A 15762-nucleotide genomic window follows, 5' to 3' on the forward strand; every position below is an offset into this window, starting at 1 on the left:
GTCACCGCACTTTCTTGAACGATACAGACTATACGACCTCGAACAGCGCCGCCGCACCCATGCCGCCGCCTATGCACATTGTGACCACTGCGTAACGCGCTCCGCGGCGCTTGGCCTCGATCAATATGTGTCCCGTCAGGCGCGAGCCTGTCATGCCATAGGGATGGCCGACGGATATACTGCCGCCATCGACATTGAACAGTTCTGGATCAATGCCCAGCTTGTCGCGGCAATACAGTGCCTGGCACGCGAACGCTTCGTTCAGTTCCCACAACCCGATGTCCTGTACAGTCAAGCCGTGCTTTTTCAAAAGCTTGGGCACGGCGTAGATCGGTCCGAGTCCCATTTCTTCGGGCGCATTGCCGGCGACGGCCATGCCGCGGTAAATCCCCATCGGAGCCAGGCCCTGGCGTTCGGCAAAGGTTGAACTGACCAACACGCAGGCGCTGGCGCCATCGGACAGTTGGCTCGCGTTGCCTGCAGTAATGACTCCGCCCTGTATCACCGGCTGCAAAGCGGCAAGGGACTCAAGCGTCGTGCTCGGGCGATTGCCCTCATCCTGGGCCAATGTGATCGACTTCAATGACGTTTGACCCGTAGCCTTGTCCTTTACCTGCATCTGGACTGTGATAGGCACGATTTCGTCGGCAAAGCGCCCTTCTTGCTGAGCTTTCGCCGTACGCAGTTGGGACTGCAAGGAATATTCGTCCTGGCTCTCGCGCGATATGTCGTATTTGCGGCAAATATACTCAGCCGTATCCAGCATAGGCATGTATGAGTTCGGGGCATGCTTGAGCACAAGGGCATCCTGTTCGGCATTGGCCCATTCGTAATATCGATTCTGCACTATCGAAATATTTTCCTGGCCGCCCGCGACCACAATGTCCATACCGTCCACCATGATTTGCTTTGCCGCGGTGGCAATAGCCATCAGCCCGGATGCGCACTGCCGGTCCATGGTCTGCGCGCTCACCGACACTGGCAGATTCGCCGCAAACACGGATTGGCGAGCGACATTCCATCCTGATGTGCCGGCGCCCAGCACGGTGCCGACAATGACATCATCGATGCGCTCGGGATCAATGCGGGCGCGCTCAACGGCATTTTCCAGCGCGTGTGCCATCAGGGTTGGTGACGTCGTATGATTGAATGCGCCTCGAAACGATTTACCTATCGGCGTCCTGGCCGTTGAAACAATTACCGCCTCTTCCATTTGTATTCCTTAAAGTATCAAATGATGAAAATGTGATCCGTATCCCTCGTACGCTTTTTTAGCGCCGAGCCCTTTGGAGGGACTCGGGTACGGTCCAATAACCAAACAAGTTTCCTCGCGTCTCTGCATAGGAAGCGATGCGCCCGGCCAATTCGGCTTCGCCCAGCGTCTGGGCATAGAACATCGGCCCGCCGCGATAAGCAGGAAAGCCGTATCCGCTAAGCCACACGACATCAATGTCACCCGGACGGTAGGCAATACCCTCTTCCAGAATCCGGTAGCCCTCGGCGATCAACGGGTACAAACAACGTTGCACGACTTCCCGTGCCGTAATATCCGTGCGTCTCTGAATGCCATGGACGCGAGCCAATTCAACAAAAATTGGCGTCACGTCGGTATCTTCCACGGGCTTGCGGCCCTCGTAGCGGTAGTAACCGCAAGCGGTTTTCTGTCCGAACCGGCCTGCATCATGCAATGCCTGCACGACGACCCGATACGTCGGATCTTCGGGCAGGATGTTGGCCTTTTTTTGCTCGATAACCACTTTGGCCGCCACGTCTACGCCGGCCATGTCAATCATGCGGCAAGGCCCCATCGCCATGCCGAAATCTTCCAGCGCCTCGTCGATAAATGCAGGCGACGCTCCCTCGAGAATCAGAAACTCGGCTTCGCGCAAATAACCTTCCAGCATGCGATTGCCAATAAATCCGAAACACACGCCTGAAACGACCGGAACCTTGCCAATGCGCTTGGCCAGGCGCATGACGGTAGCCAATACATCCGGCGCCGTCAGGTCGGCGCGGACCACCTCCAGCAAACGCATGATGTTGGCCGGGCTGAAGAAGTGCATGCCCAGAACGTCCGCGGGGCGCCCGGAGGCATCGGCAAGCTTATTGACGTCAAGCGACGAAGTGTTGCTGGCAAGAATGGCGCCCGGCTTCGCTATCTTGCCCAGTCGCTCGAAAATACGCTGTTTGATGCCAAGGCTCTCGAAGGCCGCCTCGATGATCAGATCGCATTGAGCCAATTGCATGTCGTCGGTTGCCGTGCGGACCAAACCGCGGCGGCTCTCGGCATCCTGCGCGCTGATGCGGCCCTTATCGACCGCGGCGCCATACGTTGTGCGTATCGCCTCGGTGGCGCGAGCCAGAGTCTCGGCACTGAGGTCCTGCAATATGACAGGCATTCCAGCGTTCGCAAAGCTCATGGCGATTCCTACGCCCATCGTACCGGCGCCCACAATGCCCACCGACGTCATCGGGCGAAGCATCAGGTCGTCCGGCAGGTTTGGAATTCTGGAAGCTTCACGTTCCGAAAAGAACGCATGCCGCAAGGCCTTGGACTCAGTCGAAGCCTTGCATTTCAAGAAGGAGCGACGTTCGAATTCCAGGCCTTCGTCGAATGGCAGCTCCGCCGCCATTTTTATGGCTAGAACACAAGCGCGCGATCCGCGCCCTCCCTTGTCCTCCGGCGGCAGCCTCTCCAGCCACTTTTCCAGAACAAGGGCTTCCCCCTGTTCAAGGTCAAAAGAGCGGTATCTGAGAACTCTCGCTGCTACATCCTTATGAGCCGCAAGCCGGGCGAATGCCAGTGCCTGGGCGTCAAGGTCCGCATCAAACACGTCATCCAACAAACCCATCCGCAGCGCTCGGTCGGCCGATACCGCCTTTCCAGTGGCTATCATGTCCAGCGCTTCAGACACGCCAATCAGGCGCGGCAATCGTTGGGTCCCGCCAGCTCCGGGCAGTAAACCCAGCGTAACCTCGGGCATGCCCAATCGCGTTGACCGAAGAGCCACGCGGTAGTGGCACGCCAAAGCCAATTCCAGCCCACCGCCCAGGACCGTGCCATGCAGGACGGCAATCGCCGGAACCGGAAGCGATTCCAATAATGCATGGATCTCATTTGGATCGGGAAGAGGAATATCGGCACCATCGAACTCCCGGATATCGGCGCCCGCCATGAAGGTTCGACCGGCACATCGCAACAACACGGCCTTTACATCCCCGGCCTGCTTCATGCTGGCCAAAATCGCCGCCAATGCTTGCCGGACAGGCTGTGACGACGCATTGACCGGGGGGTTATCGATGGTGATAATGCCGATGCCATCATCGTTGGTGTAGCTCACAAGCTCTGACATAGATCCGTCCCGCTTAATTTCATTAAAACCAATCGCCCTGCATAGCCAGTACGGTGTCATCCCCCTTCAGGATCACATCCAGCCAGCTCGCGACCTTGGAGAGTTCATAGGCGAAGAAATACCGCATCGCCATCCTTTTCCCTTGAACGAGCGCGTTACCGGCGGTTGGCGACTCGAGTGCGGCCAATAGAACCTGAAGCCACAGCCAGGCCACCACAACATGGCCAAATGCCTGCATATAGGGCGTGGCGTTGGCCAATGCCCGCTCGGCGCATTCCGGGTCTTGCGCTTTGCGGGTGGCTTCGGACAGCCGGTCCATGCAATGCGCCAGCGCGTCGACATAGGGCTCCAATTCCTCATGAGCCTTGGCCTGCTCAAGAGTCTGTTGCACACCTTCAACCCATAAGGCGTAGGCCTGTCCATCGTTCTGGCGAATCTTCCTGCCCAGTAAATCGAGGGCTTGAATGCCGTGCGTACCCTCGTGAATCATGTTCAGGCGGTTGTCCCGCCAATATTGCTCTACCGGAAAATCCCGGGTATAGCCGTAGCCTCCCAACACTTGAATGGCCAAACTGTTCGCTTCGAGACACCACTCGCTTGCCCAGCTTTTCGCCACGGGGGTCAGCAATTCCAGCATCAGGCCAGCGCGCTTCCGCTGCGCCTCGTCGCCCGTACGCTTCTCATCCACCAGACGCGCGCAATACAGAGCCAAGGCAAGTCCGCCTTCGCTCAGGGATTTCTGTGCCAACAACATGCGCCGAACGTCCGGGTGCTCAATCAATTTGACCTGCTGGCCATCGGATTTTCGGCCCTTACTGCCGCGCAAGCGCCCCTGGCGGCGTTCGCGCGCATAATCCAGCGAAGCCTGATAACCCGCAAAGCCAAGCATCGTCGCACCCATGCCGATGTTGATGCGGGCTTCGTTCATCATATGGAACATAAGGTGCAGCCCTTGTCCCGGTTCGCCAACCCGATAGCCGATGGCGCCGCCGCTCTCGCCAAAGCTCAACAAAGTGTTCGGTATGCCGCGATAACCCAATTTGTGATTCAGGCCGGCCAGCACAACATCGTTCCTGGCCTCGGTCAGCCCTCCCTCGGGCGTGACAAGGTACTTAGGAACGATGAATAATGAAATGCCTCCGGGACCGGGCGGCAGTTGTCCGCTTTCATCGGGAATTTTTGCCAGGACAAGATGTACTATGTTCTCTGATAAGTCGTGCTCGGCGCCAGAGATCCACATTTTGCTGCCTTTTAGGCGGTAGCGCGGCCCTAAAGGGCAATCCGCATAGTCCTGTCCGTCCGGCAATGCCTTGGTGGTGAGATCACCAAGACTGGACCCCGCGCCTGGCTCGCTAAGGCACATTGTGCCGAAGTAGCGCCCTTCCATTTGCGGAAGCGCAAAAACGCTTCTCTGCGCTTCCGTGCCGTGCGCCATCAGCAAATTGGCGTTGGCGTAAGTAAGCATTCCAAAGGCGGCCAGACCGATGCTGTTCAGCGAAAAAAAGGTATTGGCCGCCATATCGACGACATAGGGCAACTGCATGCCGCCGACTTCATAGTCGTGGCCAGCCGCCAACAAGCCGGAATTGGCATACGCGTTGACGGCTTCTTTGACGCCGCCCGGCAAACGTACTCGTCCATTATCGAACTCGGGCTCCTGCGCATCCACCAGGCGATTCAGGGGATGGAACTTTTCAGTGGCGATGCGTTCGCTCAGATCCAGCACTGACTGAAATGTCTCCCGGGTGTGTGCCGCATAGCGCTCCCGCTCGCTCAGGCTGTCAACCTTGAGCCAGTCATACATCATGAATTCAAGTGTTTCTCTCACAATCGGCCTCGATCCTGAAATCAAATGGAGTTGACGATTTGCCCGCCATCGACGGTCAGGACGGTACCGGTCATGTAGGCGCCGGCGTCGGAGGCGAGCAGCAAGGTGGCGCCCGCCAAGTCCTTGCACTGCCCAAAACGGCGCTGGGGAATCCGCTTGACCAGCGCTTGCGCAAAGCCCGCATCTTCGAACTCGCGATGCATCTCCGTTTCGATATTGCCCGGGCATAGCGCATTGACGCGGATATTGTTTCGAGCGAGCTCGTAGGCCATGACCTTGGACAAGTGGATCAGCCCGGCCTTGGTGGCCCCATAGCTGGACAGCATTCCGCCAGGCCGCAATCCGGCGGTAGAGGCTACGTTGATGATTGCACCGCCGCCTTGCTCCGCCATGGCCCGGGCCGCGCGCTGCGCCACAAGAAAAGCGCCGCGCAGGTTGGTTCCTATCACGACATCAAGTTCTTCGGGTGTTTGCTCAAGGAACGGCTTGAGCAGGGCCACCCCCGCGCAATTGACGAGAATATCCGGACGGCGACCAAACAGTTTGTGAATCTCATCGAAAGCGGTATCGATCGATTCTGTTTCGGCTACATTCATGGCGATGCCCACGGCTTGCCCGCCCTGCTCCCGAAGCCGGGCCGCCTCTTCGGCGACCACGGCCTTGCGGCGCGCGGCAAGAACGACCGACGCCCCCGCACGGCCAAGAACACCAGCCAGATACCGGCCTATGCCACTTGACGCTCCGGTTATCAGCGCAAGTTTCCCATCCAGTGAAAATGAGCGTGTCTCTTCAGAAAGCATGTCGTCCTTCTCGTTATTCATAATCGGTTCCCTTGGCACAGGCTGAGCCTTGGATGGCATCCAGCCTGACGCCGGCTATTCGGCACCCACGTGCTCTTCGATGAACTTGAGCACGCCTTCGTTGAAAAGATCGTTCCGGTCGCCGGTGATCATGTGGCCTGCTCCGCTGACTTCAAAAACCCGCAGTTGCGGCAAACGTTGACGGAACTCCTGGACTCCCTGGTCGGTAACCACGTTGCTATACATCCCCTTGACCAACAGCACGGGAATAGTGATGGAGGTGCATATCTGGTACAGCCGATCACGGAAGGCAAGCGGCTCGATCAGATCAGAGGTAGTAAAGAATGCAGGATCCCAATGCCAATACAGGCGACCGTCGTCATGGGATCGCAAGTTCTTCATCAAGCCGCTGATGTCCTTCGGCCGCGGCCGATGAGGGTTGTAGGCGGATACGGCGTCCGCCGCCTGTTCAAGGCTGTCAAAGCCGCCCATATGCCCTTGCAGGAAATCCACAATCTGTTGCGAGCCCTGAGGGTCCAGCCCTGGGACCACATCAACCAGAATGACTGAGCGCACGGCCTGTTCTCTGGCCAGCCCAACGGCAAACAAGGCCGTCATGCCACCCATGGAGGCCCCAACGATGATGGGCTTCTTAGGCAGCGTCCCGATCACGTCAAGCAGATCGCGGCCCAGCGTTTCCAGTTGATAGTCGCCATCGGCCGCCCAATCGCTGTCCCCATGGCCTCGCGCGTCAAGGCTGATCACGCGATAGCCTCGCGACACGAGCTCATCGAGAGTTTGGCGCCAGGAGTGCCGGGTCTGGCCGCCGCCGTGCAAGAGCACGATCGGTTGAGCGCCTGGATCTCCCCCAATATCCCCCGCCAGGCGCAATCCCTCGCGATTGGTGAAGTGATGTGTGCGAATGTCGGAGGAAATATGAGGAGCATGCATGCTTGACTTCATTTCGAATGCCATCAGGACGTCATGCCAAGCAGGCGCATGTACTCCGTCTCGATCATGGGCAAACCAATGATCTCCTGACTGATTCGGCCTCGTATCATGACGTAGCCGCGGCTAACGTTGCGGCCAACAAGGCGCACGGACGGTTCGGCAATAACGACGGCAATACCCTCTTCGGCCAACTGGGAGCACAATTCGATCACCTGCTCGACGACGACGGGCGCCAGGCCGAGCATCGGTTCGTCCAGCAATAGCACTTTTGGATTCGTCATCAGCGCGCGCGCCAGCGCCAACATCTGCTGCTCTCCGCCGCTCAAGGTTCCAGCCGCAACACCGCGGCGTTCTTTCAGCCGGGGAAAGCGCTCGATCGCCGCCTCGACGCGTGACTGATCAAGCGATAACGCATCCACCATGACTTTCAGGTTCTCCTGGACGGTCAATCGCGGGAAAATTTGACGCCCTTGCGGCACCAATACCAGCCCGCTACGGACGCGCGCTGTGGGTCCAAGCGCGTCCAGGCTCTTGCCTGCAACGCTTACCTTGCCGCCACTGGCTTTCAACGCCCCCATCATGGCAAGAAAGAGGCTGCTTTTGCCGGCGCCGTTTGGACCGACGATGGCGGTAATGGTGCCTGGGCGAGCAAACATCCGTGCATCGGTAACTGCCTCGACACCACCATAGCGGACGGTGACGGAACTTACATCCAATGTGGATTCGGTACTCATTCAGCTCACTCCAATATATGTCTCGCGAAAGACTGGGCTTGTCAGGCACGATTGCACATCGCCCTGCACCACAATCTTTCCCTGTGCCAGAAGCGCCATGCGATCGACCTGAGGCGCCAGAATGTCGATGTTGTGGTCGACGAGCAGCACGGCGGCCCCCGCCTCCTTGAGCTTGCCAAGCGAATAAATGATGCCTTGTATGCCGCTGTCTCCGACGCCGGAAAAGGGTTCGTCCAACAACACGACTTTGGGCTTCTGCATCAACACACGAGCCATTTCGACCAGGCGCAGCTCGCCGAAGGTCACTTCACCGGCCAGGCGGTCGATATTGTTCAGCGCCACGTCGGCGCACACCTGCTCGACCTGTTCATTTAGAGCCCCCCATCCCTTGAAGAACCCTCCCAGCGCGGAACTGAAAACACGCGGCAAGCCTTTCAGCTCGCTGACGCTGGCGCCTATCAGCACGTTTTCCCGCAACGTCAGGTCCTTGGCTACCTGGGGATGCTGAAAGGTGCGAGCCAGCCCCTGGTAAGCCCGGGTTTCGCTGCCTTGCCCGCGCGCTTCGTGCTCGCCAAGGTAAACAGCGCCCGAATCGAGCGGCGTAATGCCGGAGATGATGTCGATCAGCGTCGATTTTCCCGCGCCATTGGTACCGAGAAGCCCTAAAATCTGCCCGCCTCGAACTTCGAAATTCACCCCGAGCAAAACCTTGACTCCGCCATATGACTTCAGAACCTCTTCACAACGCAAATAACTCATGTCAGTGGCCTCCCGCTGCTGCACCGGGCCTCGTGAAACGTTGACGCAACGCAGCCAAGCCACCCAACACTCCCTGAGGAAATGCCAGCAGGATGACCAAGGCAAGAATGCCGAACGTCAGCACGCCAGGACCCTCGAAGAAATCAAAGCCAAGCGTGAAAAACACTACGATGAGCGCTCCCAGCACAGAGCCCCATGGAGTAAACATGCCCCCAAGGATGGGCATGAACAGCACCAGGAACACCACTTTGATGCCGAACGATTCCGGCAGAATGAATTGATTCATTAGGGCCAGCAGCATGCCGGCAATGGAGGCAATGCCAGCTCCCAGGGCCAAGGAGATAATGCGTAAACTGACGACAGGCACCCCGCTGGCCTGCGCCGCGGGTACGGTTTCGCGTTGCGCGCGCAGCGCGATACCAAAGAAAGACATGCGAAAACGGGCAATGGCTGTGGCGATAAGCCAGACCAGCAGCGCTCCGACAGCGATCAGTTGGGTGCGGCCAAGTTCCCACCCAAAAAAAGACAGGCGCGGAATACCGCCGATGCCTTCCGGCCCGCCAGCCCAATCACCTGAGTGAATGAGCCATGTGTGCACCACAATACCGAACAGCATGGTGGCGACCGCCAGGTGAAAACCGGACAATTTTCGCGTTACCACGGCTAGAACGGCCGCGGTCAGCATGGACAAACCGACACCCAGGATGGGAGCCAGCCACAGCAGAGCGCCTCCTTGTTGACCGGTGATCGCGACGGAGTATGCGCCGATGGCGAAGTAAGCGTTATATGCCAGCGAGAGCCGCCCTCCCAGGGCTAGCGGCAAATACATGCCCAGCGCGAGCAAGGCGTAAACGATGACCAGAATGCCAAGATCCTGCCGATATACCTGGTTGCCCACAAAAACAATGAATACCAGCGTGCCAAGCAGACCCAGAAGGCTTTCCTTTCGCAAGGATCGCGAAAGCTTATGTTGATGAGACCGTATCGTGCTCATGATGAATCCTTGCTCCTCGACTTACGTTCTTACTCGAACGGTGAATATGCCTTCCGGCCTGACCGAAAACACCACAAGCACCAGCAGCAGCAACATATAGTCGCGTGCGCCCCCGCCGAGGAACCAGATAGTGAACGCTTCGATCAGCCCCAGCAGAATCCCACCCACCAACGGCGCCCATGCGCTTCCTGTGCCTCCAATAACAAAGGCAATGAAGCCCGCAATAGCGAACGCAAGGTGGGAGTGGAAGTTCAGCGGCGCCTGCGATACGTAGAGCACGCCGGCTACGGCGCAGACCAGGCCCGTGGCAAACACGGCGGCAAATTTGATGCGGCGAATGGGTAGGCCCAGCACGCGCGCGGCCGTTTCATTGTCGCCCGCCGCGCGCAGCATCCGGCCATAGCTTCCATGCTTGAGCCAAGCGACGACCACCGCGAAGACGATCACCGAAATCACGGTATTCCAGAGGAAACGGCTTTCAATAATTCCGTCGCCGACAAAATGAACGGCATCGAACAGTTGCCTACCCTGAATGGGCCGCCGGCCAAAGATGACGCCGGCCAACTGTTCGATGACAAACATCAGCGCCACGATTGCCACCACAGCGCCAAATTCATCGCTGCTCCTGGCAAGAATTGGGCGCAGTATGGCCGCCTCCGAAATCCACGCGAGTAGAACGGCCAGAGCCACGGCAACCAATATGCCGATTGCCCACGGCAGGCTCATGTCTTGAGAGACCACTGCCATTGCCATGCCCGCGAACATGGCAATGGCCCCTATCGCGAAATTGATGGCGGTGGTGGCCTGGAAAAACAGAAAATATCCCAAGGCCAGCAAGCCATACAACGCGCCTATCCCTATGCCGGAAGAAACGATGCTAAATAACATGCTTATCCTTATTTGGCCGGCTGATAGACATCCCACAGCACAGAGGGTTTTTGGTCCTTGAACTGCACGATCACCAAGCCTTTCTCGGAGGTTCCGTTATGCACTCCCTTGGCAAAGTTCAAGGTGTTGCCCTTTTGGCCAAAGGCCGAGGGGAAAGCGGTGACCTTTTCCATAGCGTCGCGCAATGCCGTGCCGTCCAGCGTGTCAGCGGATTTTGCCGCTGTTTTCACCAACATCAGTCCGTCCCAAACGACGGCATGCAGCCAGACGAACGAACTTTCCCCGTGCACCTTCTCGTAAATTGACTTGACGGCATCGGTATTCGGATTGCCAGGACCGATAGGATCGACGACCAATGCGCCATCAACCGCGTTGCCGGCCAGCTCCCATATTTTTGGTGTGGCCGTCAAGTTGTTCTGAGCCCAGCGCTGCGCTCTTACGTCGAATCGCTGAAGGCTTTTGTACATCGCCGCCGATTCCGCCGCCGAAGCAAAGGAGTCGAAGACCACATCGGGTTTTTGTCCACGCACGCGCATGACCTGCGAGTTGGCATCCGTGGATCCGATCTCCATCATTTCGTCCGCCACGGTTTCAAAGCCGGCCGCTTCCCACGTCTTCTTATAAGCATCTCGCAGCACGCGGCTGGTGGGTGAACTATCGGAAATAATCGCAACGCGCTTGAAGTTGAGTTTTTTCCATGCGTCAATGTAGGCGCCTCCGCTGAGCTCGCTGATAGGCGCCATCGTGAAGATGTATTCATTGTTGGGCGGACTGACCAGCCGTGAACTGACGTTGGTCGGCGCCATGCACAGGATCTTCTGTTCCGCGCAGACCACGCGACCCTGCATGGTGGCGCCTGATCCGGACAGAAAAAACAATACATCGGCACCGCGCTCAATCAAGCGGCGCGACTTGACGACTGTCAAGTTGGCGTTGTTCTCATCGTCCTCGAAAATGAGTTCGATGGAACGGCCCTGAATACCGGGCTCGCTGCCGGCCGTACCGCCCATGTAGGCAAGCTCGCCCTTGTTGATGGATTCGGCAAACAGCTTGATCGCCTTCACCGACTCTTGCGAATAGAACGTGGCCGAACCGGAACGATCTTCGATCACGCCGATAACGACAGGCTCGCCTTTGGCCTTGTCGGCCGCTTGCGCGGATGCGGGCCCCACAAGTGAAGTCAGAACGCCCATCGCTGCTGCAAGAATTGTTTTATTGAATATTTGAAACATCATTGTCTCCTCGGTTAAATGGACAGCCACATCGACTGCTTGTTATCGTTTTCTCAGATCAAGCAAGCGCTTGGGCTTTTCGCCTGATTTGGTGTACTCGTCGAGCTCGTCGGACTCGACAATCTCGACCTGAATGCGCGCGCCGAGTTCGGCCGTAAGCGTTGCGGTCAGATCATCGCGCAGCGCTTGTTTGTTCACCGTTGTCGATTTGCGCTCGACCCTGATAACCATTTCATCCTGGCGCGCCACGCCTTCGCCCACATGCGATACCACACACAAAAACTCGCCCGTGGTGCGCGGATCTTTTTTGATCGCTCCTTGGCAGCTCAAGGGATAGATGTTTGTGCCCCGCAGCTTGACCATGTCATCCATGCGGCCAAACAAGCTCGAGAGCTTTCTTGAGCACACGCCGCATTCGCACTTTTCCCGTGGATACAGGGCCATCATGTCGCGATGGTCGTAACGTATGAAAGGGGGAACGCTGCGATGCAGGCTGGTGACAACGACGCTGCCTGTTTCACCGTCGGCCAGGCGTCGGCCCTGGGCATCGCAAACCTCGATAAATGCCGTGTCCTCATTGATATGCTTGTTTTTCTTGTGCTGGCACTCCCACGCCACCAGACCTACTTCATGAGAGCCATAGTTGTCGTAGACGGGCGCGCCCCAGGCTTCTTCGAGTCCTCGGCGCAATGCGCCATCGCTGTCCGGCCCAAGGAAGGTAAAGAGATACTTGGTGGGGAGCTGGTGCAAATCAAAGCCCATTTGCTCGGCCACCTGAGTGAGCCGGCCGAGGTAGTCGCCATAGCAGTACCAACCATTCGTTCCCCAGGCTTTGGCAAACTCCAGCTGCCGCTCGCTCGGCGTTACCTTGCCCGAGCCGGTTGTGACAGGCACGCAGCCCAGCCAGTTGAAAACAGCGTTGTAGGCCGACCAGCCGGCGTTGGCCAGCGATGTCGTGAACGGTATCTGGATGACATCGCCAGGCCGGGCTCCTTGCGCATACAGGCCGCGAGCCGTCTGGATTCCCTGAACCTCCCAGGCAAGCGCGTCGAACAGCGTAACGCGCGGCATACCTGTGGTGCCGCCGCTGGTTTGAATCTTGATCGGAACGTCGCCGAAGTCTTCGCGGCGGTAAGGGTGGTGATCTCCAAACGGCGGCGCCGACTCGATTGCGGATTTAAGATCGTCGCTGTTGAAGGTAGGAATCTTCTCGATGTCCTCCAGGCTCTGGATATCGCCGGGCTCAAGACCCACGGCCGACCAGCGGCGCGTATAAAACGGCAGTTTCCAGGCCTCTTCCACGCGCGCCAGAAATCGCTCGTTCTGGAGATCATGGATTTGCTCGTCGGACATCGCACCCACTGTGCCGTTGTAATTGGGAGGCGGAGGATAATCCGCTATCAGCTTGTCCCAATCCAGCGACCTGAAATAATAGGGTATGGCATTACTCATTTACATCGTCTCCATGGCTTTATCGTCATGCCTGACTACGGTTTGTTGCCAGCTTGCCGTCAGCCGCCAGCCTTAATTCTTTCCGAACAGATTGGATAATCGTTCGAGGGATTTACGCGCATCGGCAATGGCCGGCCGCAACTCGTCCAGATTGATCGACTTGCCGTCCGACGCCCGTACCGACTCCAGCCCCATCATCGCAACTTGATCCGCGATTTCCTCCGGGATCAGCCGGCCATCCGGGCTGTACCACCAGGCCGACCAGCTGCACAAGCCAATAATGGAGAACGCCGCGACGGCCGGATCCACTTTTCTGAAGTGTCCCGTTTCAATGCCCCGTTCAATGGCAATGCGAAAGCGATCGTATATGCCTCGCTTGGCCCGGTCGTTCAGCCGCCGGATATCTTCGGGGAGATCGTTTTCGGAACGCTCCACGACTCTGAACATGACGGTGTTATTCAAGATGAACAGCACATTCTTTCGCGTCATCTCATACAGAGTTTCGGCGGGATCCCGCGACCCGTCCGCCGTCAAGGAATCGCCTACGTTCTCCAGATAGAGGGTTACCTCTTTCACCAAGGTCGTCAGCACATCCTCTTTGCTGACGAAGTAGTGATAGAGCGCCGGCCTGCTGATTTCCAAGGCGCGGGCAACGTCCAGCATGCTGGTTCCCGCATACCCTTTCTGGCTGAAAAGCTTGGCTGCCGCTTCGACAACCGTGCGCCGTTGCAGCTCTCGCTTTTCCTTGATTCCAAGCATCTTTTGTTTTGCTTTGCTCATATCGATCAGCCGTCAATTTGGTTAACATCCGGACCACCCGGTTGCAGGCTTGCACTACCTGGGGTTTCCGTTTCCTTGAATCACTGCGCGGCGATGATTCAGACCGCGCGCTTTACTTCATCTGCTGCGTTTTTGCCGGCGATCCGGCCAAAAATCAAAGAGCTTCCCAGAAAGGATCCCGACATATAGCCAGCGCCGTGAAAGCCGCCTATAACTTCGCCGGCGGCATACAAGCCCAGGATCACGTCCCCTTCCGTGTCGACTACCTGCATGTTGCGGCTTACCCGCAAGCCGCCATTGAAGTGCGTGGTGCCGGGAACCAGCACCGCCGCATAGAAGGGAGGCTTGGATATTCGGCGCAGCTTGCCTGCGATGCCGACGCAGTGGACTCGCCCGAAATCCGGATCATGGCCGCTTTCCGCATAGCCGTTATAAGCGGCTATGGTCCGGAGCAGGCCTTCGGCGTCCACATCGTGCGACGCATTCAGTTCCGCGCCAAGCCCTTCGATGGTGTCGGCCTTGATTTCTCGACACAAGCCCAATACGTGGGCGAGTTTCCATCGCATATAGTCTTCGCGAATTTCCGCGTCATAGACCTGGATCATCAGGGTATCGGGCTGCTTTAACCCGGCCCACGACAGATCCAGATAAACGTCCGACTCTCGACAGAAACGCTGCCCGTTCTTGTTAACCAGAATGGCGCCCTTGTAGTTGACCAGCGACATGGCATTCATGACGGGATCCACCGGGCCGGTGGGCGCGACGCCAATCTCGAGATATGCCGTGTCCGCGTTGATGTCCTTGCCCATCAATAGGCCGTCGCCCAATGAGCCGGCCCCCGTCAATGGCGTGATTTTCTCTGCGCCCGCCCTTCCGTACTGTTCGATGAGTTCGGGGTTACGCGTAAAACCGCCGCAGGTCAGGACAACGGCCCGGCGCGCGCGCAGCACGGTCCTGCGGCCATCCCGGGATACTTCAACGCCGACGACCCGCCCTTTTTCATTACGCAGCAGGCCGCGCGCACGGGTGGACGTCAGAATCTTTACGCCGCGGCGCCGGGCTGCCTTTTCCAGCTTCAGCACCAACTCCGCGCCGCCGCCTATGCCTCCGGGTTCATGGGCCCATGGTTTGCTCATGTGGGAAAACCGCATGGTGCTGACGAACTCCACGCCCAGGTCTTTCAGACGAAGATAGGTATCCGCGCTGTTTTCGGTATAAATGCGCGACAGCTCAAATTGGCTGTCATGGTGATGAGCCTCATCAAGATCCGCGAGCAGCTCGTCACGGCTGGCCTGCTCGAGCTCCGTTTCGCATAGCGCGACATAGCCGCCCGACAAGCGGGAGCTGCCGCCGATTTCCGGTTGGCTTTCCAGCAGCATGACGGACGCATCCATTTCGGCGGCCTCAACGGCGGCGAACAAACCGGCTACGCCTGCACCGATTACCACAACATCAACAATATCCTGCTCAACGTCGTCAACCATAAGACCTCCTTGAGAAGCAGCCGCTGCTGGTTGCGTGCTGCTATTTCGCAGGCTTGAAGATTTCCAGTTGGACCCCGTTCATCTCTTTGGGATGTATGAAGTTGACTTCGCCAAACACGCCTTTTGCCGATTCCTTCAGGAGCGGGGTCAATCCCTGGCCCCGCATGTCGCCGAGCGCCTGGTCCATGTCGCCGACCTCAAGCGATAGCAGAAAAACCCCTTCCCCTTTTTTCTCGATGAACTTTGCTACAGAAGTGTCTGGCGATGTCGAGGCAATAAGATTCAGATGAAACCCATTGACATCGAAGCTGGTGCCCTTCAAGCCGGGAAAAGCGAAGTTCTCTTCGGTAATGAATTTGCCGGACACCCCGAGAATGTTTTCGTATTTTTTGGTGGCGGTGTCGAGGTCGGCCACGGCGATGTTCAGCCCATAGATGCCTTTGATCATTTTGTCTCCTGTGGATAGCTAGTAACCATGATTTTGACACTATGGTAAATTTTATAGAC

General features: G+C 57.7%; 14 protein-coding genes. All 14 read right to left on the reverse strand.

Annotated features, from left to right (window positions below):
• Window positions 1–28: 28 nt before the first annotated feature.
• On the reverse strand, window positions 29–1213 hold the full coding sequence (locus V0R37_RS01415; protein ID WP_420372781.1) for an acetyl-CoA C-acyltransferase: 1185 nt from the start codon (window positions 1211–1213) through the stop codon (window positions 29–31).
• Window positions 1214–1271: 58 nt separating this feature from the next.
• A complete protein-coding gene (locus V0R37_RS01420) occupies window positions 1272–3353 on the reverse strand; it encodes a 3-hydroxyacyl-CoA dehydrogenase NAD-binding domain-containing protein (protein ID WP_420372782.1) in 2082 nt (693 codons plus the stop codon).
• Between the two features lie 22 nt (window positions 3354–3375).
• Window positions 3376–5181, reverse strand: coding sequence for an acyl-CoA dehydrogenase family protein (locus V0R37_RS01425; RefSeq protein WP_420372783.1), 1806 nt, complete (start codon window positions 5179–5181; stop codon window positions 3376–3378).
• A 20-nt stretch (window positions 5182–5201) separates the two neighbouring features.
• Window positions 5202–6002: an SDR family NAD(P)-dependent oxidoreductase gene (locus V0R37_RS01430; protein WP_420372784.1), complete on the reverse strand. Its 801-nt coding sequence runs from the start codon at window positions 6000–6002 to the stop codon at window positions 5202–5204.
• A gap of 54 nt (window positions 6003–6056) precedes the next feature.
• Window positions 6057–6944, reverse strand: coding sequence for an alpha/beta fold hydrolase (locus V0R37_RS01435; RefSeq protein WP_420372785.1), 888 nt, complete (start codon window positions 6942–6944; stop codon window positions 6057–6059).
• 11 nt (window positions 6945–6955) lie between these two features.
• Window positions 6956–7666 carry an ABC transporter ATP-binding protein gene (locus V0R37_RS01440; protein WP_420372786.1) on the reverse strand — a complete coding sequence of 237 codons (711 nt, stop codon included), beginning with the start codon at window positions 7664–7666 and terminating at the stop codon, window positions 6956–6958.
• Window positions 7667–8425, reverse strand: a complete 759-nt coding sequence (locus V0R37_RS01445) for an ATP-binding cassette domain-containing protein (RefSeq protein ID WP_420372787.1) — start codon at window positions 8423–8425, stop codon at window positions 7667–7669.
• Between the two features lies 1 nt (window position 8426).
• The gene (locus V0R37_RS01450) at window positions 8427–9419 is read right to left on the reverse strand and encodes a branched-chain amino acid ABC transporter permease (RefSeq protein ID WP_420372788.1); all 993 of its coding nucleotides are present in this window, start codon (window positions 9417–9419) and stop codon (window positions 8427–8429) included.
• A 21-nt stretch (window positions 9420–9440) separates the two neighbouring features.
• Complete coding sequence (locus V0R37_RS01455; RefSeq protein WP_420372789.1) at window positions 9441–10307, reverse strand: branched-chain amino acid ABC transporter permease; 867 nt, start codon at window positions 10305–10307, stop codon at window positions 9441–9443.
• Between the two features lie 8 nt (window positions 10308–10315).
• A complete protein-coding gene (locus tag V0R37_RS01460; RefSeq protein WP_420372790.1) occupies window positions 10316–11542 on the reverse strand; it encodes an ABC transporter substrate-binding protein in 1227 nt (408 codons plus the stop codon).
• Window positions 11543–11581: 39 nt separating this feature from the next.
• The gene (locus tag V0R37_RS01465) at window positions 11582–12991 is read right to left on the reverse strand and encodes a phenylacetate--CoA ligase family protein (RefSeq protein ID WP_420372791.1); all 1410 of its coding nucleotides are present in this window, start codon (window positions 12989–12991) and stop codon (window positions 11582–11584) included.
• 72 nt (window positions 12992–13063) lie between these two features.
• Complete coding sequence (locus tag V0R37_RS01470) at window positions 13064–13771, reverse strand: TetR/AcrR family transcriptional regulator (RefSeq protein WP_420372792.1); 708 nt, start codon at window positions 13769–13771, stop codon at window positions 13064–13066.
• Between the two features lie 98 nt (window positions 13772–13869).
• Window positions 13870–15255 (reverse strand): FAD-dependent oxidoreductase, encoded by a 1386-nt coding sequence (locus V0R37_RS01475; protein WP_420372793.1) that lies wholly within the window; start codon window positions 15253–15255, stop codon window positions 13870–13872.
• Between the two features lie 40 nt (window positions 15256–15295).
• Window positions 15296–15703 (reverse strand): VOC family protein, encoded by a 408-nt coding sequence (locus V0R37_RS01480; protein ID WP_420372794.1) that lies wholly within the window; start codon window positions 15701–15703, stop codon window positions 15296–15298.
• Window positions 15704–15762 lie beyond the last annotated feature (59 nt).

The organism is Pollutimonas rozaliensis, from assembly GCF_048751585.1.
In the GTDB taxonomy this organism is placed as follows: Bacteria; Pseudomonadota; Gammaproteobacteria; order Burkholderiales; family Burkholderiaceae_B.

Excerpts from the sequence above, each read along its gene's own strand:
- V0R37_RS01415 (WP_420372781.1), bottom strand. The coding sequence starts at position 1,213 with ATGGAAGAGGCGGTAATTGTTTCAACGGCCAGGACGCCGATAGGTAAA.
- V0R37_RS01420 (WP_420372782.1), bottom strand. The coding sequence starts at position 3,353 with ATGTCAGAGCTTGTGAGCTACACCAACGATGATGGCATCGGCATTATC.
- V0R37_RS01430 (WP_420372784.1), bottom strand. The coding sequence starts at position 6,002 with ATGAATAACGAGAAGGACGACATGCTTTCTGAAGAGACACGCTCATTT.
- V0R37_RS01435 (WP_420372785.1), bottom strand. The coding sequence starts at position 6,944 with ATGAAGTCAAGCATGCATGCTCCTCATATTTCCTCCGACATTCGCACA.
- V0R37_RS01440 (WP_420372786.1), bottom strand. The coding sequence starts at position 7,666 with ATGAGTACCGAATCCACATTGGATGTAAGTTCCGTCACCGTCCGCTAT.
- V0R37_RS01445 (WP_420372787.1), bottom strand. The coding sequence starts at position 8,425 with ATGAGTTATTTGCGTTGTGAAGAGGTTCTGAAGTCATATGGCGGAGTC.
- V0R37_RS01450 (WP_420372788.1), bottom strand. The coding sequence starts at position 9,419 with ATGAGCACGATACGGTCTCATCAACATAAGCTTTCGCGATCCTTGCGA.
- V0R37_RS01455 (WP_420372789.1), bottom strand. The coding sequence starts at position 10,307 with ATGTTATTTAGCATCGTTTCTTCCGGCATAGGGATAGGCGCGTTGTAT.
- V0R37_RS01460 (WP_420372790.1), bottom strand. The coding sequence starts at position 11,542 with ATGATGTTTCAAATATTCAATAAAACAATTCTTGCAGCAGCGATGGGC.
- V0R37_RS01465 (WP_420372791.1), bottom strand. The coding sequence starts at position 12,991 with ATGAGTAATGCCATACCCTATTATTTCAGGTCGCTGGATTGGGACAAG.
- V0R37_RS01470 (WP_420372792.1), bottom strand. The coding sequence starts at position 13,771 with ATGAGCAAAGCAAAACAAAAGATGCTTGGAATCAAGGAAAAGCGAGAG.
- V0R37_RS01475 (WP_420372793.1), bottom strand. The coding sequence starts at position 15,255 with ATGGTTGACGACGTTGAGCAGGATATTGTTGATGTTGTGGTAATCGGT.
- V0R37_RS01480 (WP_420372794.1), bottom strand. The coding sequence starts at position 15,703 with ATGATCAAAGGCATCTATGGGCTGAACATCGCCGTGGCCGACCTCGAC.